Genomic DNA, 20,956 nt, shown 5'->3' with positions numbered 1-20,956 from the left:
CGTCGCTCGAACCTCTCCGACTAGGAGGTGCCCGCCCGGGGGGGGGCGGGGGGGGGGGGGGGGCGCCCCGCCCCCCCCCCCTCACTCGTCCGTCTCAGGCCTGGGATAGCAGAGGGGCCCCGCATTGCGCGGGGCCCTTTTTCCTACGTGCTACTGCCGGTTCGGGTCACTCGGTCGCCACGGCGTGCCCTGTTCTCCGCCACCGGGCGGCGGGGTGAATCCCTGCTGCCCGCGGGGAGGGCTGCTGTAACCCTGCGGCCCAGGAGGAGGCGGAGTGCCGTAACCCTGGCCGCCACTCATCGGGGGTGGCCCTCCGTACTGCTGTTGCATCGCAGGTGGCTGCTGATATCCGCCCTGGACGGGGCCATTGTTCGGATTGTACGGCCCGGGCTCTGGGGCGGCGGTGTTCTTGCGGCCGCGACCGCGGAGCACGAGCCAGACGGCGATCGCCGCGCCTACAAGGGCGACCGCAGCTGCGACAACGATGATGGTCGAGAGATTTGACTCTTTGCTTCCCTCAGCGCCCGTGGACGCCGGGCCTGCAGACTCACCGGCCGCTCCGGATTCGGCGGGCTCCTCAGAACCCTCGTCATCTGGAGAAGCGCCACTGGCACCGGCCTCCCCCATCGGATAGCCGAGAGGGTTCTCCGTTGCTTCCTCGATGTCCGCGGCGTGGACAGCCTGGTCGGCATTGATGAGCCCGAATCCAACGTCGTCGCTGCGGTTGCCGCTTCCATCACCGGCGGTCTGCGTGATCCGCTGAATGATGTTGCTCGCATCGAGTTCAGGATGCGCGGCCCAAGTCAATGCCGCCACACCGCCGACCACTCCTGATCCCATCGAGGTGCCGCCAACGACATCGGCATAGAGCTCGGAGTTCCCCAACGTAGGGTCCTGTGGAACCGGTGCTGTCATCACATCGGCGGGCCCGGCGATCACAACTTCCGGACCAGTCGTCGTGTTTTCAAACCAGATGTTCCCGCTTCGGTCCGTTCCCGTAACCGCGACAACTCCTGGGATCTTCGCGGGGTAGCCCACTTCCGCTGCCGGATCGTTGCCTGCCGAAGCAATCACGATCGCGCCCTTGTCGATAACATATTGCAGCGTCTCAAGGTATTGACCGGTGAATACAGAGTCGGCAGCTTGAATATTCCACGGAACGACTAGAACATCAGCGCCGTTGTCCACAGCCCACCGGAACGCTTCGAATTCCTTCTCGCCCAGCGCTCCACCGAAGTCCGTCGCCCCGGTACCCATCCGAATCGGCATGATGGTCGCCTCTGGCGCGGTAAGGAGCACCCCCGCTGCTACGGCCGATCCGTGGCCATCCGTGTCGTTGCGGCCGTCGGTCTCATCGGAGAAAACGGAATAGCCAGGGAGGATGACTTTGTCGGCGAAGTACGGATGGTCACTGATTCCCGTGTCCACCACGGCAACAGTAACTCCCTCGCCTCTGGTGGTCTCCCAGGCAGCAGGGGCCTGTACGAGTTCGGGGACCCAGGCGTTGTCTTCCTCGTAGGTCGGGTCCTGTGCCAGGGCGGTTCCCGGCGCTGCGGCGATGACCGCTGCCGTGGCGAGGGCTGCGAATCCGGCGCCGAGAGCGGCGAGTGAACCTGGGTTGCGTCGCGCTGGTCGAGGTTGCGGAGGGATTGGCGTGAGAGGTGTGGCCATAGGGTGAGACCCCTTCCGTGTGCCGGTCGTTACAGCGCGGTCCGCTCTGTCCCACAAGATACCGGACCGACCACGGTGCCGCGAGGCCGGTTGATCTGGGCACATGGCCCGAGAGATCCACGGCTCAGGGCAGATTTAGCAGGTCGCACCTCCACTGCTGTGGCTGAGGCAGCTCGCAAGTCAGAACAACCACAAATCGTTATGAAGCAACAGATCGTGACATTGTGACGCCGTTTTCGCAGGACCGGTGCGACCCAAACCCTTAATCATCACGGAGCGTAGTCGAATGTGGCGAGCTATCCCGCAAGAGCTCTCATCGTGAACCCTATTGTCTGCTTTGGATTGCTATGTTCGGCGACGATCGCAACCCCACGAAGGATTTGAGCTATGCCCTCTGCAAGCCGAGCCAACAACCCGATCCAGCAGGGAGCCGCCAACAGTACAACCGTCGACTACTACCACCTCGCCAATCTGGCCAATCGCAGCTATCAGGCCGCCGAGGCCTACGGTGAGCTGCTGGCCTGCTTCGCTAACACCTACACCGCCGATCCTGATCTGTGCGATGCCGAAGGCACGGCGACCGTCAGCACACCCGAGGAGGTGGTTTCCAGCCTTCTTGCCCAGATCGAAGAAATGAAGACCAAGCTCACCGAAGCAGAAGACTCCTATGTCAGTGCGGCCAAGGACGTCAGGAACGCTTTGAACAGCGTCCCGAGTGAGCTTCTAGAGCTGTACGACCTCCCTCGCAACGAGTCCGAAAGCTAGGAGGTGCTGCCATGAGAAGCGTTCTCGCCACACGAGTAGCTTGCGCGATCTTGGGGCTCTCATTGGCTCTCGGCTGCCAGGGGCCAGGTGAAGCCGACGGAACCGATGATCCGCCTGCGGACACACCGTCTTCCTCGGAATCTACCTCCGGGGCAGGCAGCATCTTCGCCAAAGATATCGAAGGCGTGGAGGTCTGCCCTGCAGCGAGCGAACTCGAGTCGTTGCCGAAAGGCGTCAGCTTTGCGTACGGGGAAGAGATTTCCAGCCTCATGAACCCGCTGGATGAAAAGGAGATCACCTGCGAGTACGGGATCTACTTGAAGTTCCCAGAGTACGACCGCATCTCAGAGGATTACATTTCATTGCGGCTGAACGTATCCATCCGCAATGAAGAGGTTCGAGCATCCTCCGCGATCAAGCTCGAGTACGAGCCGTTGTCGTACTTTGCGGACTGGCAGAATGCGTCCTGGACGTACGATGAAAGCCAAGGCACGGATATCTGCGTGAGCAGTGAGGAGCAGTTCGTCACGAGTCAGATACTTGAGAGTTGTCGAGAGGGCTCAAATACCCGGGCCTCCGCCTACTCAGGTCTCGTGAGCTCGACGGGCAATCTGCAAGTGAGCCTTCAGGGCTCATACTTCTCCCCCGGCAGCTCGATCGAGGACTCGCAGGAAGAAGCCCTCGGAGCGGCGATGACCGAACTGGCCGGACTCGCGATGGGGCGCATTCCTCTGGAGCAGGACTGACCATGGCTCCGGCCGGGCCTGCAGCGGTCTGAAGGTCTGGCTGGAGGCGGATCGGATTGCCGGTCAGACCGGCTCGCATCCGGGTTCGTAGCCGCCTTGCCAGGTGGTCGGGTAGGGGTCGGTGGCGGGGTCGGGGTCCTGGTTGGGGCCGATCGCGTATTCGCCGGTGTCGTCGTAGACCAGGTAGAGGCCGGTGGTGTGGATCGTGCATTCGAGGACGATCTCCTCGCCTGAGTCGGTGTCGGCCGCGGTCACGCGGGCGCGGCCTTCCTTGCGGGTCAGCAGTTCGAGGCCGAACGGCTCGGTGTGGACGGCGCCGGCGAAGGCGGAGGCGGTGGCCTGGGGGTATTCGAGGATCTCCCAGCGGGTGTCGCCCAAGGTGAAGCCGCCCTCGTCGATGTCCCCCTCCTGCAGGTCGAACGGGCAGCCGAAGACCTCGGGACCTTCGGGATCCGCCATGCACGCGTCCAAGTAGGCGGCGAGCCGTTCGTTGAGCTCCGGTTCGCTGCCTTCGACTGCGGTGAAGCCCTCGAATGCCGCACGCAGGAACGGCGGTTCGGCGCCGTCCGCGTCGATGAGGAAGTCCCCCAGGGCGAGCATCGGCGCGGCTTCGTAGGCGAAGAACTCGGGAGGGTTCTCGTACAGCTGGTAGACGCCGGGGAGCAGCGCGAAGTCGTGGCTGTCGTACGGATCGCCCGTCAGCGGGACCGAGAACCCGTTGACGTCGACGTAGGGCACGGGAACGGTCTGGACGGTCAGGGTCGTGAACGGGTCCTCGACCTTCCAGTCGTCGCCGACCGCGGTGAGGCTGAACTCGGTCGTGAGTTCGGTGTCGTTGGGGCCCTTGACGGTGGCCCACACGTCAGCGCCTTGGTCGTACGGCGACCAGGTCTGGAGGCCGAGGTCGAGGATCTCCCAGTCGTCGCTCGTCGCCTCGGGTACGAGCAGGTCCGTTTCGCCATGCGGTTCGCCGGTCGTCATGGCGAGCGCCGCTTCCACATCGCCGGTGCGGGAGGCTTCGAGGAAGGCGCGCAGGGCTTCGACCGGTTCGTTCGCCTCCCGGTCCGCGTAAGCCCAGCGCACGGCGTAGACGCCCGCGGCGAGGGCGAGGACCAGGGGGACGGCGACGGCGATCCGGCGGCGGGTGCGGGCCCGCATGGGTACGTCGGGCCAGCGCTGCGGCGCGCGGGGACCGGGCTTGGCGGGGGCGACGGCCATCGGGGTTCCTTGGGCGGGTCGGGGCTCGGGGATCGCGACCCACCGTACTGCGGGGGATCCACACGGTTGCGCCCGATTTCTATGATGGCCGCGTGACCCCCTCCCCCGAAACCGCAGCTCCCGGTCGGCCCCGCGTCCCCGATGGGGTGTTCGCGCTGGCGCTGGCCGTCTCGCTCCTGGTCCTGGTCCTCTCGCCGGTGCTGACCGTGGCGTCCGGCGGCTTCCTCGATCCCCGGACGGTGGCGGATGCCGAGCCGGAGTTCCCGGAGTTGAGCGGGGACGGCGGCTATCTCGCGCTGGCGGAGGTGCGCCCGGAGGAGGAGCCTCCGGCGGCGTCGGCCGTCGTCGTGGAGGAGCTCGGTTGGGACGTTTCGGTGGACGGCACGGCGTTCACCTGGGGCGCTTCGGTTCGCAACACCCACGGCGAGTATCCGGTGCGGTTCGGACTGCAGTTGAGCGTGGACGGGAATCTCGTTCGCGAGGACGCGTCGACGTTCGGCGCGCTGACGATGCCGGGCAGTGAGGTCCAGGTCGGGGGTTCGCAGTATCTCGCCGGGGACCTGCCGTCCGAGCCCGCCGTCGAGCTCGAAGTGGTGCTGCTGGAGTGGTTCGCGTTCGACGAGGAGGCGGCCGAGATGCCGGAGGCGCCGCAGTTGAGCGCCCGTGTCGACGCCGTCGACGAAGGCGACGAGCCGCGCGGGCAGATGCGGTTCTCGGTGACCGTGGCGAACGGCGCCGACCACGCGGTCGCCCCGTGGCTGTCGGCGGTGTTCCGCCGTGCCGACGGCACACCGGTGGGCGTTGCGAGGGTGTTCGCCGACCTGGCGCTGCCGCCTGGGGAGTCGGTCCGCGAGTTCCTGATCTGGAAGCAGGACGTTCCCGCCGGGGCGGACCTCTCGCTGACCGAGTTCACGCCGAGCTGGTAGCTAGTCCCGGCAGGTAATGCCGTTGATGGTGTCGGTGGCCGGGTCGCCTTGGGGCAGTATGCATTCGGTGGGTTCGGCGGCGCGCTCGACGCAAGGGCTCTCGAGGTGGAGCGTCGGGGTCGGCGCTTCGGTGTAGGCCAGGGTGATGGCGTGGGCGCCGGTGGCGGTGGGGTAGGTGCCGCCGGTGGCGGGGAACGCGCGTTCGGCGGTGATGAGGCGGGTGTCCGCGAGGGTCGCGCCGTCGTAGGTGAGAGTGAACTCGCCGTCGGTCCAGCGGGCCGCGATGGCTTCGGCCGCACCGGGCTCCGTGGCACGCAGTTCGTAGGTCAGCAGGTAGCGGTAGGTGGGCAGGCCCGCGGGGGTCTGGTAGCCGCAGGGCTGGACGTCGAGGGTGCGGGCGGTGGCGCCGGCGAATCCGGGGACCGCGTCGGTGGTCTCGGTGACGGCCTGCTCGAGGCCGGCCCAGGTGCCGGGCTCGCGGTACTCGCCGCCGGGGGCCTGGGTGGCGGTGGCGGCGTGGCTCCATTGGCGCACTTCGGTTCCCATGGCGAAGACGCAGGCGAGCGCGAGGCACCAGACGGCCGCTTCGAGGCCGGGGAGGCGGCGGCGGGTCCTGGGGGCCGCGCCGAGCCATGCGCGGGCCTTGGTCGAAGTGGCGAGCCAGAGGCCGGCGAAGACGAGGGGCCCGGTGGTGACGAGGTGGCGGATGCCGACGTTCGTGGAGCCGTCGCTCATGGTCTCGGCCAGGGGCATGGCGCTCGGGGTCAGGAGCAGCAGGGTCTGGACGGCGGCGAGGGCCGCCGCCGCGGCCAGGTAGCGGCCCGCGCGCCGGCCGCCTCGGGCGAGGCGGAGGGCCGCGATGAGGTTCACGGGGACGGCGGGGGCGAGGATGAGGAGGTAGGCGAGGCCGCGTTCGGTGAGGCCGTTGTCGATGCCGGGCCAGGCGTACGCCTGGACGCCCTGCCAGGCCCAGAGCCAGGTCGCGACGACCGTGGCGGTGGCGGCCAGGAGGAGGAGCCGGAGGATCTGGATGCTCATGGGGGCGCGCGTCGGGGCGTGAAGGACCGCGGTCTCGGCTGCGCCGCCCGCGACAGTGCTGTTAACGACAGTGCCGGTCGGCACGGTGGGGGCGTCGGGGCCGGGGGGTGTGAGCAGCGGTTTCATGCGGGGCCTTGGTCTCCAGTGGCGCGAGCGGAATTCGCGTCCGTTCTGCAACCTATACGCCGCAGGGCCGCCCACCGGTTGCGGTGGGCGGCCCTGCGATGTGCGTCAAACGCAGTGACCTGCGCTAGGCGGTGCCGTTCGGGGGCAGCAGCGTCGTCTGGATGAGCTGCTCGCCGTCCTTGCGGCGCACCAGGGTGCCGCGGCCCGGAGGCTGCGGGCTGGGGCGCAGCTTGCCGAAGATCGCGCCTTCCTCCTTGCGGCCGCTCATGAGCAGGCCCGGGGATTCGAGCTGCTTGATCTGGCCGACGATCGGGTCCATCATCGCGCGGGACGCACCGGAGGCGCGGCGGGCGATGATGACGTGGAAGCCGATGTCGCGGCCCTGCGGGATGAGTTCGGCGATGGCGGTCAGCGGGTTCACGCGCTGGGCCACCATCTCGTAGTCGTCCACGATCAGGTACAGGTCCGGGCCGGTCCACCAGGACCGGTCGCGCAGCTGCGCCGGGGAGACGTCGTCTCCGGGGAGCCGCCGCTCGATCGGGCCCTTGAGGTTCTTGACCGAGGTCTCGAACTGCTTGCCCGACATGGCGTAGTCCAGCAGGGTCGGCTTCGAGATCTCCTCGAGCATGCCGCGCCGGTAGTCCGCCATGATGACCTTGGCCTCCTTGGGCGTGTACGTCGCCTGGATCTGCCGGGCGATGTGGCGCAGGAGGTTGGTCTTGCCGGACTCGGAGTCGCCGAACACGAGCAGGTGCGGCTCGGTCTGGAAGTCGAGGTACACCGGCTTGAGCCCGGCCTCGTTGAGGCCGATCGGGATGCCCGGCTTCGAGCGGTCGACCGCCTGGAGGAAGTCGGCCACGTGGAGCTGGCGCGGCAGGAGCCGCACCTTCGGGCAGGGCGCGAAGCGCCAGGCCTGCTTGACCTTCTTGACGAAGTCCTCGACGCCGCCCTGCAGGTCGTCGCCGTCGCGGATCCCGTCGATGCGGGGCACGCCGGAGAGGAAGTGCAGCTTCTGGAGCGAGAGGCCGCGGCCGGGGCGGTTCTTCGGCACGTTGGCCGCCGCCTTGCGGTCGATCTCGGACTCCATGTTGTCCGAGAGCTTCAGCTCCAGTTTCAGGCCGAACATGTCGCGCATGTTCATGCGGATGTCGCCCCAGCGGGTGCAGGTGACCATGACGTGCACGCCGTAGGCCAGACCGCGGTTGCCGATGGCGCGGACCTGGTCGACGAACGGCTCGAAGTCCTCGCGCAGCGTCATCCAGTTGTCGATGACGAGGAAGATGTCCCCGTAGGGGTCCTCCTGGAACCGCCCGTCGGCCTTCATGCGCCGGTAGGAGTTCATGCCGTCGATCTTGTTGTCGGTGAAGAACTTCTCGCGCTCGTCCAGGATGGTCGAGACCTCCTGGATCGTGCGGCGCACGCCCTCTTCCTCCTGGCGGCCGAAGACGCCCGCGATGTGCGGGAGGTCCTCGAGGCCACGCAGGGTGCCGCCGCCGAAGTCGAGGCAGTAGAACTGCACTTCGCGCGGGGTGTGGAGGAGCGCGAGCGAGCCGATGAGCCCGCGGAGCATCGTCGACTTGCCCGACTGGGCCCCGCCGGCGATGGCCACGGTGCCCTGCGCGCCCGAGAGGTCGACCACGAACGGGCTGCGGCGCTGCTCGAACGGCCGGTCCTCCTCGCCGAGGACGGCGTGGAGCTTCCCGTTGAGCGAGAAGCCCTTCGGAGACAGGCCGCGCACGGGGTCGGCTTCGAGCGGGGGCAGCAGCTGGTCGAGAGTCGGCGGCTCGAGGAGCGGCGGGAGCCACACCTCGTGGGCCGGGCGGCCCATGCCGAGGCAGTTGTTGACCATGACCTCGAGTTCGGAGAGCTTCTCGTTCTCGTCGTCGGCCTCGGTCGCCTCCAGCACTTCCTCGGGCTCCTCCTCGACCTCGGGCTCCGGGGGGAGCTCGACGAATCCGGGGAGGAACCGCTGCACCTTGTGCTGCACGGCCGCGATGCGCTCGGCGCGCGAAGCGACGCGTTTCGGCGGCTTGTAAGGGCCACCGACGTACGCGGCGCGGAAGCGCACGAGGTCCTGCGTGCCGACCTGGAGGTACCCGTGGCCGGGCGCCTGCGGCAGTTCGTAGGCCGCGCCCGAGCCGATCACGGTGCGGGACTCCTGCGCCGAGAAGGTGCGGAGCGCGACGCGGTACGACAGGAACGTGTCGAGGCCCTTGAGCTTGCCCTCCTCGAGGCGCTGCGACGCGAGGAGCATGTGCACGCCGATCGAGCGGCCGATGCGGCCGATCTGGAGGAACAGGTTGATGAACTCGGGCTTGGCGACGAGCATCTCGGAGAACTCGTCCGCGATGATGAGCAGCGTCGGCATGGGGTCCATCGGCTGCCCGGCCTTGCGGGCCTTCTCGTACTCCCAGCGGTTCGTGTAGTTGCCGGCGGCGCGCAGCACCTCCTGGCGGCGCACGAGCTCGCCCTCGAGCGCGTCGGCCATGCGGTCGACCAGCTCGATCTCGTCGGCGAGGTTGGTGATGACCGCGCTGACGTGCGGCAGGTCGTCGAGGGCGGCGAAGGTCGCGCCGCCCTTGAAGTCGACGAGGATGAAGTTGAGCTCTTCGGATGAGTGCGTGGCGATCAGGGAGCCGATGATGGTGCGCAGCACCTCGGACTTGCCGGAACCGGTCGCGCCGATGAGCAGGCCGTGCGGGCCCATGCCGCCGACCGCGGACTCCTTGAAGTCGATGTCGACGATGCCGCCGTCCGGGCCGGGCCCGATCGGGACCTTCAGGTAGTCCTTGACCGGCTTCTCGCGCCAGTGCACGGCCGGGTCGAGCGCCGCGGCGTCGTTGAAGCCGAGCATCTCGGGCAGCGACGACGGGTTCGCCAGCGGCGACTGGTCCTCGTCCCCCGACTCGGTCTTGCCGGTGGCGCCCTTGAGGGTCAGCCGCCACGGCGCGAGCGAGCGGGCCACGCCCTCGGCCTGGTTGTACGACATGCGGTCGGGCCTGCCGAGCACGCGGCGGCGGCCGGCCTGGTCGGTGTAGATCTCCTCGGCCGTGACGTCGTAGAGCTTGATCTGCGGTCCGGGCTTGCGCGGCAGGTAGCCGGAGAAGTCGAAGACCGTGACCCCGCCCATGCCGTCGGCCGCGATGATGCCGGTGGGGTCGACCTCGCCGCCGTCGAGGATGACGACCAGGTGCGGCTGCCCCTCCCCCGCGGTGGCGCCGGGCGACCACGCGCCGCGGCCGGAGAGCTGCTCGCGCAGCGAGTTCTCCAGCTGGGTGGTGGTGTTGTAGAACATGCGGACCGGTCCGGCCCCGTCCTCTGCGGACGGGTGCTGGAGGTGCGGCAACCACTTCATCCAGTGCCACTCGGCCATGCGCTCGTTGTCCGCGACCACCGCGACGATGATGTCGTCGGGCGAGTGCAGGACGGCGGCCTGGACGAGCTGGGCGCGGATGTTGTCGACGACGAGCGCCCGGTCGCCGCGCAGGACCACGCGGGCGGCCTCGGTGTACTTCATCGAGCGGGGGATGTCGATGACGTTCGAGTGCGCGGCCACGAAGCGGCGCAGCGCCATCGAGGTCATCGGCTCCAGGTCCTCGACCGGCTTGGTCTCGGGCGGGACCAGCTTCATCGTCATGCGCTGCTTGCCGACGCCCACGCGGATGTCCAGCGCATCGTCGTCCTTGGCGCGCCGCTCCCACATGCGGCGCGAGCCGACGAGGGACCACAGGGCCTTCGGGTCCGGGTGGCGCCACCGGGCCGCGCGCCACTGCCGCTCGGCGCCCTTGCGGGCACGGCGGCGGACCTGGTTGAGGTACCGCATGTAGTCGCGCCGGTCGGCGTTGAACTCGGCCTTCTTCTGGGCGCGGTTGCCGCCCATGCTCGTGGCCATCATGCCGACCATGGAGATGCCCATCATGGCGCCCATGGCGATGCGCAGGGTGTTGTTGCCGCTGCTGCCGCCGCCGGTCGTGCGGCTCATCATCATCATGGCCATGGCCGCCGCGCCCGCGAGCATCGGCAGGATCATCAGGTACTGCGTGATGTTCTTGGGCTGCGGGTCGGGCATGTCCGGCGGCGACTCCAGGAGGATGTCACCGCGCGGCGCCTGCGGTCCGCGTTTGCGCGGAGGCCTGCGGAAGAGTTTGGTCGTCACAGAGGGTCCTTGTGCTCACCGGGGGATGCGCCTACCACGGGGACGCTTGCTGGCCGTAACTTAGCGTTGTCGTATAAAAGATATAAGTGCGCTCTGTCGAGTATCGCACTCACCAGGGTAGTCCCGTATCGCCACTATGCTGGTACAGCCATGCCGGTGCGGCCCGGGGCCCCGCGGTACACCCGCCGTTGCATAAGGGATTTATCCTTGAACGGTCCCCCGATCACCGACCCGACCCGGAGGTTCGCACGGTGAGCACCAAGTCGGCCACTCTCTCAAGGGTGACGATCGTCAGTCCCCGCACGAGGATTGACCTCGCACTGCCCTCAGACGTCCCCCTGTCCGACCTGCTGCCGACGATCCTGCACCAAGCCGGCGAGTACTACATCGACGAAGCCGGCGACAACGGCGGCTGGATCCTCACCCGCCTCGGCGAAGAGGCGATCGACACCGGCCACTCCTGCTCCCAGCTGGGGATCAACGACGGCGAGATGCTGTACCTCAACCCCGCCGACGCCGCCAAGCCCGAGGTGGTCTTCGACGACATCATCGACGCGATCGCCACCGCCACCGAGCAGCGCGGCAACCGCTGGGACTACCTGGCGACCAAGCGCTTCAGCGTCGGCATCGGCACCGCGGCACTGGCCGTGGGCGCCACCGCGCTCCTGCTGACCCTGCACCTCGCCTCCGCGATCGTCGCGCTCGCCGTCGCCGTGATCCTGGTGGGCGCCTCGGCGCTGCTCTCGCGCGCCGTCGGCGACTCGCGGGCGGCCACCTACTTCGGCATCACCTCCGTGCTCTACGGCGGCGTGGGCGGTCTGCTCATCGCCGACCAGGAGCACACGGGGCTGTTCGATCTCGACGGCCAGCACGTCATCATCGCCGCCTCGGCGATCCTGCTGTTCAGCGTCCTGGCGATGGTCGCCGTAGGCGACATGGCGTCGGCTCCGGTGTTCATCGTGACGATCCTCGGCGCGGTCGTGCTGGGCGTCTCGACGGCGCTGATGCTCATCATCCCGAACGGCACGGCCGCGACGGCCGCCGGCATCGCGGCGCCGCTGGCGCTGGCGATCCTGCCGTTCGCCCCGTCGCTGTCGCTGACCATGGCGATGGTGCCCACCCCGCAGCTGCCGACGACCACGGAGGAGCTCAAGGAGGGCGACGCCGAGGCCATCGACGGCAAGCGGATCCTGAAGCTCTCCGAGCACGCCGGCAACTACCTCGAGGCCCTGTACTCGTTCGCCGCCGTGGTCGGCCTGATCGCCTCGATCGCGCTGGCGTTCTCGGGCGAGCTCCCCGGCCTCATCCTCTCCACGATCCTGTCGCTGGTGCTGCTCAGCCGGTCGCGCACGATCGAGGACCGCGCCGCCCGCATCGTGATGCTCACCGGCGGCATGGGCGGCCTCGCCGCGACCCTCGCGGCGATCTTCGTCGCAAGCGAGGACAACATCCTGGTGCGCCTCACGGTGATCCTCGGCGCGCTCACGCTGCTCACGCTCATCGCGATGGTCTACGGCCTGGCCGTGGCGGGCAAGAAGATCGCCCCCACCTGGGGCCGTGCGCTCGACATCATCGAGGCGCTGCTGATCGTGGCGATCCTGCCGCTGGTCGGCTGGGTGTGCGACCTGTACACGATCGCCCTGTCGCTGCGCGGCTAGCCACTTCCACCCCCTGAGCCCGACTCCGAGAGAGGCGAATCCGAATGCCCCAGATGCGCTCCCGCCGTGAACAGGTGGAGGCCCACAAGTTCATCACCTCGCGCATGAACCAGGCGCTGGTGCTTGCCAACCCCGACTCGATCGAGCGGCCTCTGCGGCGCATCGGACTCTCGATCTTCGTGTCGACGATGGTGCTGGCCCTGGTGTTCGGCGGGTTCGCCATCGCGACCCTGTTCGGCAAGGGCAACGCGGAGCCGGTGGTGGGCAACATCATCACGATCAAGGGCTCCAACGCCGTGTACGTGTACGTCACGAAGGACGGCAAGGACCCGACCGACGAGAACCCGGCCCGGCTCTGGCAGGTCACCAACTACACGTCGGCGCTGCTGCTGGCGAAGCCCGGCGCGAACGGCAAGCCCGAGGTCCAGGACCTGAAGCCGGACTCGCTGAAGGGCAAGCCCCGCGGCTCCTTCACGATCGGCATCCAGGGGATCCCCTCGCAGCCGCCGGACAAGGAGGAGCTGCTGGCGAACGACGTCGACTGGAACACCTGCTCGATGTCGCGGGTGGAGGGCGGCACGGCCGAGTTCCAGTTGACGCAGCTCGTGGTCGAGGACCTGCCCGAACCGAGCCAGTGGCTCGGCGATGACAAGTGGATCCTGGCGCAGACCGCCCCGAAGCAGAACGACGACTCGGAGCCCAAGTACTTCCTGCTGTGGAACGGCGGCAAGTACCAGATCGGCGAGGACGCGACCACGGCGCAGAGCCTTATCGGCAGCCTCGGCCTGCAGGTCGCGGACGCGGTGATGCTCAACGAGAGCATGCTCAACACCATCCCCTCCGTCGCGCCCATCGCGCCCGACCCGAGGCAGGAGTTCGGCGACGTCTCGAACGTGCCGACCACGGACGGCGGCTTCGTCACCTACGGGGCGCCGGTGCAGGCCGCCGGCGAGCAGTACGTGCTCGTGAAGGAGAACGGCGTCGACGCGTTCGCGCCCATCTCCGCCACCATGTTCAAACTGCTCCAGTCCCAGGTCGACACCGCCCAGGAAGTCGAGCCGACCACCGTGTCGACCACCGGCAACCAGGCCGTCTTCGAGCCCGAGACGTACCCGCAGGAGGACCTGAGCGACACCCTGTGGAGCACCAATGCGCGTCGCCCGGCGGTGTGCGCGGTGTACGACCCGGCGGACCAGAACGACGAGTCCACGAACATCAAGGTCGCCATGTACGAGGAGGCGCCGAAGACCCTCACCGAGAACGCGAAGTCGGTCGAGGTCAACGGGGACGGCGAGATCTTCTCGACCATCGACAACCTCCAGGCGCAGACGGTGCTCCCGCAGGGCACGGCGACGCTGATCGACAAGCGCGCCGACCAGGGTGCGACGGTCTCCGGGTTCACGTTCATGGTGAGCGACCAGGGAATCGCGCACGGCATCGTCGACGACGGGCCGACCGACACGACCCAGAACGCGCTCGGCTACGGCGGCGTCAAGCCGGTCTCGGTCCCGGACACGATGGTCTCCCTCATCCCCCAGGGTCCGGAGCTCGACCCGTACGAGGCGAAGAAGCAGATGCAGCTCAACATCGAGGACGTGCCGGTCTACGAGACCGCGCCCGAGGAAGAGGGCGGCGGCTGACGCCGCAATCGTTTGGGCGGCGCCGGGACCTTCCAGGTCCCGGCGCCGTTCGTTCTCCCGGCCGTATTCGAGGGCGGTGATGTTGGTGTGTGCGTGTTAACCTGGCGCAACCCACTCCCGACAAACGAGGACACGTCATGGCCTACCCGCCCCAGCAGCCGGGGTTCGACCCGAACCAGCAACCGCCCTACGGCCAGCAGCCGGGGTACGGCCAGTCGCAACCCCAGCAACCTGGGTACGGCCAGCAGCCCGGTTACGGGCAGTCCCAGCCGCAGCAGCCGGGCTACGGGCAGCAGCCCGGGTATGGCCAGTCCCAGCCGCAGCAGCCCGGGTACGGCCAGACGCCGCCTCCCGGCTACGGCCAGCAGCCCGGTTACGGGCAGCCGCAGCAGCAGCCGGGCGGGTTCGGCCAGCCGCTGCCCCCGGCCCCGAAGAAGTCGAAGACCGGCCTCATCGTCGGCGTCGGCGCCGGTGCCGTGGTCCTCATCGTCGCGATCGTCCTGCTCGTCATGAACCCCTTCGGGGGCGGCGGCCCCGGGGGCGGCGACTCCCCCAGCGAGGTCGTCGAGGCGTACATGGACGTCTCGGTCTCCTCCTTCGAGTCCAACGGCATGTCGAACCTGGAAGCCCTGGTCGAGGACGTGCGTCCGTTCCTGTGCTCGGAGTCCCAGGACGAGATCGACGCCGCCATCGAGGGTGCCACCGGCGAGGACATGGCCGGCATGGAGGACTTGATGGAGGGCGTGGAGGTCACCATGGACTACGAGGTCAGCAACGAGTCGATCACCGGCGATGACGCCACGGTCGACGTCGCCATGACCGGTGAGGTGACGATCCCCGACTACGGCGCCACGCCCATCGACGAGAGCATGACCATCGACCTGGTGAAGGAAGACGGCAAGTGGCTCATCTGCGACAGCGACGCCGCCGGCGTCATCCCCGCCTAACGGCGACAGCGTGAAGGAAGGGCCCCACCGGAGTTCCGGTGGGGCCCTTCGCGTTGTGCCGATCTGTTCGCGAGCGGCTCAATTGTTCGCAGGCGGCTCAGACGAGGCCGCTGACGATCGGGAAGTAGCCGTCGCTCTGGCCGGCCTTGTTGGGGTGGTAGGACTCGACGATCGGGTAGGAGAGGCCGTTGAGCCATTCGGCGTCGTCGCAGACGGCGTGGCCGTCGAAGGCGGCGCGGACGTCGGCGTACTGGAAGCCGTGGTTGGCGGCGGCCGTGCCGATCACGTCGCCCAGGAGGCTCGCGGCGTCGTTGAGGGCGGCCTGCTCACCGGGGCTGATGCGGGTGATGGCGTTGCACTGCTCGCCGTTGAACAGGAGCGGGTAGCCGACCACGATGACCTCGGCGTTCGGGGCGGCGGCCTCGATCGCGTCGTAGACCTCGTCGAGCCGGCCGGGCAGCACGTCGCGCACGAACGCCTCGGCCGTGTCGATCTCCTTGGTGCAGGTCCACGGGTACGGGTAGGCGCACTTCTGGACGACGCCGGTCCACCCGGTGTCGTTGCCGCCGATGGTGATCGTGACGAGGTCGGTGCCGGCGGAGAGGCCGCCGAGCTGGCCGGCGAGGACGTCGCCGGTCTTCGCGCCCGAGCAGGCGGCGAACTCGAGGTCCGCGCCGATCTCGGCGGCGAGGAGCGCGGGGTAGGCCGCATCCGAACGGCGGCAGGAGGAGTCGTCGAGGTAGTCGCGGGTGCCGACGCCGGAGGCGTAGGAGTCGCCGAGGGCGACGTACTCGATGGTCTGCGCCTGGGCGGCGCCGCTGGTGAGGGCGGTGACGGACACGAGGGCGGCGAGGAGGGCAGCCGCCATTGTGGAGATTCGTCGGGGGTATGACATTTTGGGCTCCGTCTCGAATTTTGTCCGGGGTCGGGGCCCTATTTATATAGGTTTCGTAACGGACGGTCCACCAACGGACCATGAAGTGTCAGGATATTGACAGTCGTCGTTCCCACTTGCGCGCCAACGGGTCGCAAGGATGATCGCGCGGCAGGTCAGATGCCCTCGGGAAGGTCCAGGCGGTCGAGCGGCTGCGGCTCGTCCGGGGTCTCGGCCAGGAGCCGGTCGGCATCGTCCTCTTTGGTCGCCTCGGGCTCGGCGAGCAGGCGCCGGACCTCGGCGTCGAGGTGCGCGCACATGAGGGCGTTGAACCGCTCGGCGTCCTCGGCGGCCAGCGCCTCGACGAAGGCCGCGTGCTCGGGCACGAGGTCGACGGCGACCTCGAAGTGCTCGTACATGGAGAACGTGCACAGCCGCGTCTCGATGAGGAGCGTGGACATCATGCGCGCCAAGCGGATCGAGCCGCCCCAGGCGGCGAGGCCGCGGTGGAAGTCGAGGTAGGCGTCGCCGAGGGCGCGGGCGTCGTGCTTCTTGAGGGCGCGCTGCATGCGCTTGACCTCGGCGCCGAGTTCGGCGAGGACGGTCTTGCGCTCGGCGAGCGGGCGCGCGAGGATGCGGCGCGCGAGCTCGGGTTCGATGCGGGCGCGCAGCCAGTGGATGTCGCGCACGTCCTCGGGCGTCATGGTGCGCACGGCGAGGCCGCGGCGGCGCGGGATGACGAGGAGCCCTTCGGCGGTGAGCCGCTGCATGGCCTCGCGGAGCGGGCCGCGGCTGACGCCGAGCTGGAAGGCGAGTTCGGCCTCGCCGAGGGCGGCTCCGGGCGGGAGCGATCCGTCCACCACCGCGTCGCGGAGCCGGTCGGCGATGAGGTCCACCGTCGAGGTGCGTCGCACCGGGGCCAGGCGCCCCACCTGGCGGGCGCTCGTGAGCCCACCCAATCCGCTGCTGCGATCAGACACGTCTGCCTGCTCCCCCTCTGTCTCTTCTGGGCAGCATCTTAGCGCTGCCGGTACATCACGTTCAGGTGCAAGCTCCGGTTGCGTCCCCCGTCAACATGCTTGCTTTTTTGTTATCGAACGTCGATCATCGTATTGTCGACAAACTTACAATAGAACGTTAGTGTCGGCAACGTACCCGACCCCGAACCAGGAGGCGACCACGTGTCGAACCGAATGCACCTCAACCGCCGCCATCTGCTCGGCGGGGCCACCGCCGGGGCGGCGGCCTTCGCGCTGGCGGCCTGTTCACGCACCGACCAGGGCGACGGCAGTGGGAACGGATTGCTGGAGCAGGCGCAGGACGGCGGGAAACTCCGCATCGCCTACGCCAACGAGGCCCCCTACGCGTACACCGCGGACGACGAGTCGGTCACCGGCCAGTCGGTCGCGGTCCAGCTGTACCTGCTGGACAAGCTCGGCATCAAGGCCGATCAGATCGAATGGAAGCTCACCGAGTGGGAATCGCTCATCTCGGGCCTGGGCACCAACCACGACATGGTCATCGCGGGCATGTACGTCACCTCTGAGCGCTGCGACGCCGTGGCCTTCGCGAACCCGGACTACATCATGCCGGACGCCCTCATGGTCCAGGCCGGGAATCCGGGCGGCTGGACCACGCTCAACGCCATGGCCGAGACCGACGGCGTCATCGGCGTCATGAACGGCACCAGCGAGCAGGAGGTCGCGGACGCGATCTTCGACGCCGAGCGCATCAACGTCCAGGCCGACCTGTCCGGGCTCATCCTCGAGCTCAAGTCCGGCCGCTGCGACGCCATCGGCCTGACCAGCGCGAACCTCAGGCTCGCGGCCGAGGCCGACCCCGAGGTCGAGGTCACCGAGGGCTTCTGGCTCGTCGACCCCGAGTCCGGCGAGGACATGATCGGCGCGGGCGCGGCGGTCTTCCAGCCCGCCGACACCGGCTTCCGGGACGCGGTCAACGAGGAGCTGGAGAAGCTCCTCGCCGACACGCCCACCTGGGAGGGCCTGGTGTCCGAGTACGGGTTCACCGTCGAGGAGAACCACCCCGAGGGGCTGACCGCCGAAGACCTCTGCCCGGACACCTACCAGTAGGAGTCGCCGTTATGGACTTCCAAGAAGTCGTCGACTCACTGCCCCGGTACGCCGAACCGCTGCTGGTCACCGTCCAGGTCACCCTGGCCTCGGCGGCGCTGGCGCTGGTGGTGGCGTTCGCCCTGGGGCTCATGACGAGCTCGAAGCGGCTCGCGGTCCGCACCCCGGCCCGGGCGTTCGTGGAGTTCTTCCGCGGCTCCTCGGTGGTGGTGCAGCTGTTCTGGTTCGCCTTCGCCATGCCGGTGGTCCTGGGCATCCAGTTCGACTACGCGATCATCGCCGGCATCATCGCCCTCGGCCTCAACTACGGCGCCTACTGCTCCGAGGTCGTGCGCGGCGCGATCGCCGCGGTCCCCCCGGGCCAGCTCGAAGCGAGCCTGGCCGTGAACTTCACCCCGTTCCAGCGCCTCCGGCTGGTCGTCCTCCCCCAGGCCTGGCCCGAGATGATCCCCTCGCTGTGCGCGTTCGCGATCATGCTGCTCAAGGCCAGCGCGCTCGTGTCGCTCATCAGCGTCACCGACCTCACCGCGATGGCCGGCCTCATCGGCGGGCAGAACGGCGGCCAGAACCTGCTGGCGCATTACGGCCTCATCCTCGTCATCTACTTCGTGCTCGCCTGGCTCATCTGGACCGGGATGCGCGCGCTCGAGCGCCGGGCCAAGCGCGGCATCGGCATCGACGCGAAGCCGGTCAAGGGCCGCTTGACCCCGGCCGTCGCCGAGAAGGGCCTGGCCTGATGAACGAGTGGAACAACGAGATCGTCGTCGAGATCTTCCCGGCGATGTGGCAGGGCTTCATCGTCGTCCTGCAGGTCACGCTGGTCGCCGGGCTCATCGCGGTGCTCCTGGGCCTGCTGGTGGCCGTCGGCCTGCGCATCGGCCCGCCGTGGCTGCGGCGGGTCCTGTCGGCGGTCTTCCAGTTCATCCGGAACACGCCCCTGCTGGTGCAGGTGCTGTTCGTGTGGACCGCGACGAGCTACTACATCAACCCCGAGTGGAGCGCGTTCGCCGTCGGCTCCGCGGTGCTGGGCGTGCACTACGCGTCCTACACCATGGAGTCGTACCGGGCCGGGATCGAGGCGATCCCGGTGGGGCAGTGGGAGGCCGCGACGGCGCTGAGCCTGCCGACCCACCGCGTGTGGGGCGCGATCGTGCTCCCGCAGATGCTGCGGCGCTCGGCCGCGGCGGTCGCCAACTGGATCATCGCCATGTTCAAGGAGGTGCCGACCCTGTTCGTGATCGGCGTCCTGGAGATGATCGCGCAGGCGCAGAAGTACCAAGGGCAGCACTACGACGGCGCCGTCGAGGGCTACACCATCGCAGGCATCCTGTTCCTGGCCGCCTCCTACCCGGTGGCGGTCGCGGCGCGGAGATTGGAGAACCGTCTTGCCAAGTCCAACTTCTAATGAGTCGATCATCCGCTTCGACCGCGTCGACAAGTCCTTCGGGGACCTCAAGGTCCTGGACGGGCTGAGCTTCGACGTCGACCCGGGCGAGCGCGTGACGCTCATCGGGCCGTCCGGGTCGGGCAAGACCACGATCCTGCGGCTGCTCATGACCTTGGAGCACGTGACCCCGCCCAAGGACCCGGCCGCCGACGGCGGCGTCATCTGGGTCGAGGGCAAGCCGCTCTCTCACATGGAGAAGGGCGGGAAGCTCGTGGTGGCGAACGAGCGCCACCTGCGGCAGGCGCGCAAGAAGATCGGCATGGTCTTCCAGTCGTTCAACCTCTTCCCGAACATGCGGGTGCTGCGCAACGTCACCGAGGCGCAGGTCCACACCCTCGGCCGCTCCAAGGACGAGGCCGAGGCCAAGGCCCGCGACCTCCTGGAGCTGGTCGGCCTCTCGTCCAAGGTGGACAACTACCCGTCGCAGCTCTCGGGCGGCCAGCAGCAGCGGGTGGCGATCGCCCGGGCGCTGGCGATGGACCCGGACATCCTGCTGCTCGACGAGGTGACCAGCGCGCTCGACCCCGAGCTGGTGGCGGACGTGCTGGGCGTGCTGCGCGATGTCGCTGACACGACCAGCATCACGATGCTCATCGTGACGCACGAGATGGGGTTTGCGCGGGACGTCTCGAACCGGGTGATGATGTTCGACCGCGGCCAGATCGTCGAGGAGGGCGCCCCTGACGAAATCTTCTCGGATCCGCGAGAAGCGCGCACGCAGGACTTCCTGAGGGCCGTGCTCGCGGAGTAGACTTGTGATCTCCTCCATCCTTGGAGAGTGTTAGGGGTGTTCGAGGGGGGCGGCCATGAGGGGTTATCGGCCGCCCCCCTCTTCTTTTTCGCCCTGGAATCCGAAGTGGACCGAATGGCCGCAGCGGCACCGCAACGGCCGCACCGCGGGTACGGACCGCCGCCGCGACGGGCGGGTGGCAGAATCAGACAGCGTGTCAGCACCTACTGAGGAAGCGATCCGATGAACCTGTTCGGCAAGGGCGAAAGCACCGTGGAGGAGACCGTGGCCGTCATCGGCCTGGGCCGCTTCGGGTCCGCGGTCGCCGAGTCCCTCACCCGGCTCGGCCACGAGGTCCTCGCGATCGACGAGCGGCCCGAGATCGTGCAGCGCGCCTCCGAGACCCTCACGCATGTGGTGCAGGCCGACTCGACCGAGTCGACGGTGCTCAACCAGCTCGGCATCGGCGAGTTCGACCACGTCGTGGTCGCGATCGGCACCGACATCGAGGCGAGCGTCCTCACCGTGCTGGCCTGCGAGGAGGTCGGGGTCCGCGAGATCTGGGCGAAGGCCATCAACGCCAAGCACGGCCAGATCCTCCACCGCACCGGGGCCCACCACGTGGTCTACCCGGAGGCGGCGATGGGCGAGCGGGTCGCGCACCTGGTGAGCGGCAAGATGCTCGACTTCATCGAGTTCGACGACGGCTTCGCGATCGTCAAGACCAAGGCGCCCGCCGAGGCCGTGGGGAAGACCCTCGGCGAGTCGCGGCTCCGCAGCAAGTACGGGGTCACCGTCGTGGGCGTCAAGCAGCCCGGCGAGGACTTCACCTACGCCACCCCCGACACCGTGATCGCCGAAGGCGACACCCTCATCGTCTCCGGTGCCACCACCAGGGTCGAGCACTTCGCCTCCACGACCTGA

General features: G+C 68.3%; 17 protein-coding genes. 11 read left to right on the top strand and 6 right to left on the bottom strand.

All coding sequences use genetic code 11. The annotated features are described in order from the left end of the window. Positions 1 to 150: 150 nt before the first annotated feature. A complete protein-coding gene (locus tag O2L52_RS14350) occupies positions 151 to 1,671 on the bottom strand; it encodes a S8 family serine peptidase (protein ID WP_270116304.1) in 1,521 nt (506 codons plus the stop codon). A 387-nt stretch (positions 1,672 to 2,058) separates the two neighbouring features. Between O2L52_RS14350 and O2L52_RS14345 the strand changes: the two genes are divergently transcribed. Together O2L52_RS14345 and O2L52_RS14340 are read left to right on the top strand one after the other, a co-directional pair. Further along, on the top strand, positions 2,059 to 2,436 hold the full coding sequence (locus tag O2L52_RS14345) for a hypothetical protein (protein WP_270116303.1): 378 nt from the start codon (positions 2,059 to 2,061) through the stop codon (positions 2,434 to 2,436). An 11-nt stretch (positions 2,437 to 2,447) separates the two neighbouring features. Further along, complete coding sequence (locus tag O2L52_RS14340) at positions 2,448 to 3,182, top strand: hypothetical protein (protein ID WP_270116302.1); 735 nt, start codon at positions 2,448 to 2,450, stop codon at positions 3,180 to 3,182. A gap of 63 nt (positions 3,183 to 3,245) precedes the next feature. Here the strand turns inward: O2L52_RS14340 and O2L52_RS14335 are convergent, their stop codons facing one another. Next, positions 3,246 to 4,400: a hypothetical protein gene (locus tag O2L52_RS14335; protein WP_270116301.1), complete on the bottom strand. Its 1,155-nt coding sequence runs from the start codon at positions 4,398 to 4,400 to the stop codon at positions 3,246 to 3,248. A 92-nt stretch (positions 4,401 to 4,492) separates the two neighbouring features. Between O2L52_RS14335 and O2L52_RS14330 the strand changes: the two genes are divergently transcribed. Then, a complete protein-coding gene (locus tag O2L52_RS14330; protein WP_270116299.1) occupies positions 4,493 to 5,326 on the top strand; it encodes a hypothetical protein in 834 nt (277 codons plus the stop codon). Here O2L52_RS14330 and O2L52_RS14325 read toward each other — a convergent pair whose 3' ends face one another. Together O2L52_RS14325 and eccCa are read right to left on the bottom strand one after the other, a co-directional pair. Continuing rightward, positions 5,327 to 6,490 (bottom strand): hypothetical protein, encoded by a 1,164-nt coding sequence (locus O2L52_RS14325; protein ID WP_270116298.1) that lies wholly within the window; start codon positions 6,488 to 6,490, stop codon positions 5,327 to 5,329. A 124-nt stretch (positions 6,491 to 6,614) separates the two neighbouring features. Continuing rightward, positions 6,615 to 10,646: a type VII secretion protein EccCa gene (eccCa, locus tag O2L52_RS14320; protein ID WP_270116296.1), complete on the bottom strand. Its 4,032-nt coding sequence runs from the start codon at positions 10,644 to 10,646 to the stop codon at positions 6,615 to 6,617. A gap of 251 nt (positions 10,647 to 10,897) precedes the next feature. Here eccCa and eccD point away from each other — a divergent pair, with 251 nt between their 5' ends. From eccD to O2L52_RS14305, 3 genes are all read left to right on the top strand, one after another. After that, positions 10,898 to 12,304 (top strand): type VII secretion integral membrane protein EccD, encoded by a 1,407-nt coding sequence (gene eccD / locus O2L52_RS14315; RefSeq protein WP_270116295.1) that lies wholly within the window; start codon positions 10,898 to 10,900, stop codon positions 12,302 to 12,304. A gap of 44 nt (positions 12,305 to 12,348) precedes the next feature. Beyond that, on the top strand, positions 12,349 to 13,944 hold the full coding sequence (gene eccB / locus O2L52_RS14310; RefSeq protein WP_270116293.1) for a type VII secretion protein EccB: 1,596 nt from the start codon (positions 12,349 to 12,351) through the stop codon (positions 13,942 to 13,944). Between the two features lie 137 nt (positions 13,945 to 14,081). Continuing rightward, the gene (locus tag O2L52_RS14305; protein ID WP_270116291.1) at positions 14,082 to 14,891 is read left to right on the top strand and encodes an Rv0361 family membrane protein; all 810 of its coding nucleotides are present in this window, start codon (positions 14,082 to 14,084) and stop codon (positions 14,889 to 14,891) included. A gap of 97 nt (positions 14,892 to 14,988) precedes the next feature. Here the strand turns inward: O2L52_RS14305 and O2L52_RS14300 are convergent, their stop codons facing one another. Both O2L52_RS14300 and O2L52_RS14295 read right to left on the bottom strand, forming a co-directional pair. Next, complete coding sequence (locus O2L52_RS14300) at positions 14,989 to 15,759, bottom strand: SGNH/GDSL hydrolase family protein (RefSeq protein WP_270116290.1); 771 nt, start codon at positions 15,757 to 15,759, stop codon at positions 14,989 to 14,991. Positions 15,760 to 15,941: 182 nt separating this feature from the next. Further along, positions 15,942 to 16,745 carry a GntR family transcriptional regulator gene (locus tag O2L52_RS14295; RefSeq protein ID WP_270116289.1) on the bottom strand — a complete coding sequence of 268 codons (804 nt, stop codon included), beginning with the start codon at positions 16,743 to 16,745 and terminating at the stop codon, positions 15,942 to 15,944. Between the two features lie 201 nt (positions 16,746 to 16,946). On the opposite strand from O2L52_RS14295, the gene O2L52_RS14290 reads away from it, so the two are divergent. The 5 genes from O2L52_RS14290 (at position 16,947) to O2L52_RS14270 (ending at position 20,956) form a co-directional block, all read left to right on the top strand. Further along, positions 16,947 to 17,855: a transporter substrate-binding domain-containing protein gene (locus O2L52_RS14290; protein WP_270116287.1), complete on the top strand. Its 909-nt coding sequence runs from the start codon at positions 16,947 to 16,949 to the stop codon at positions 17,853 to 17,855. Positions 17,856 to 17,866: 11 nt separating this feature from the next. Next, positions 17,867 to 18,592 (top strand): ectoine/hydroxyectoine ABC transporter permease subunit EhuC, encoded by a 726-nt coding sequence (ehuC, locus tag O2L52_RS14285; RefSeq protein WP_270116286.1) that lies wholly within the window; start codon positions 17,867 to 17,869, stop codon positions 18,590 to 18,592. Then, positions 18,592 to 19,260, top strand: coding sequence for an amino acid ABC transporter permease (locus tag O2L52_RS14280; protein ID WP_270116285.1), 669 nt, complete (start codon positions 18,592 to 18,594; stop codon positions 19,258 to 19,260). Before ehuC ends, O2L52_RS14280 begins: the two co-directional genes overlap by 1 nt. Continuing rightward, on the top strand, positions 19,241 to 20,053 hold the full coding sequence (gene ehuA / locus O2L52_RS14275; protein WP_270116283.1) for an ectoine/hydroxyectoine ABC transporter ATP-binding protein EhuA: 813 nt from the start codon (positions 19,241 to 19,243) through the stop codon (positions 20,051 to 20,053). The genes O2L52_RS14280 and ehuA overlap by 20 nt, the downstream gene beginning before the upstream one ends. A 222-nt stretch (positions 20,054 to 20,275) precedes the next feature. Next, a complete protein-coding gene (locus O2L52_RS14270) occupies positions 20,276 to 20,956 on the top strand; it encodes a potassium channel family protein (protein ID WP_270116281.1) in 681 nt (226 codons plus the stop codon).

It is taken from the genome of Glycomyces algeriensis (genome assembly GCF_027622855.1).
Classification (GTDB): Bacteria; Actinomycetota; Actinomycetes; order Mycobacteriales; family Micromonosporaceae; genus Glycomyces; species Glycomyces algeriensis.
The sequence above is the reverse complement of the archived record's forward strand: the minus strand, read 5'-3'. Positions and strand labels throughout refer to the sequence as shown.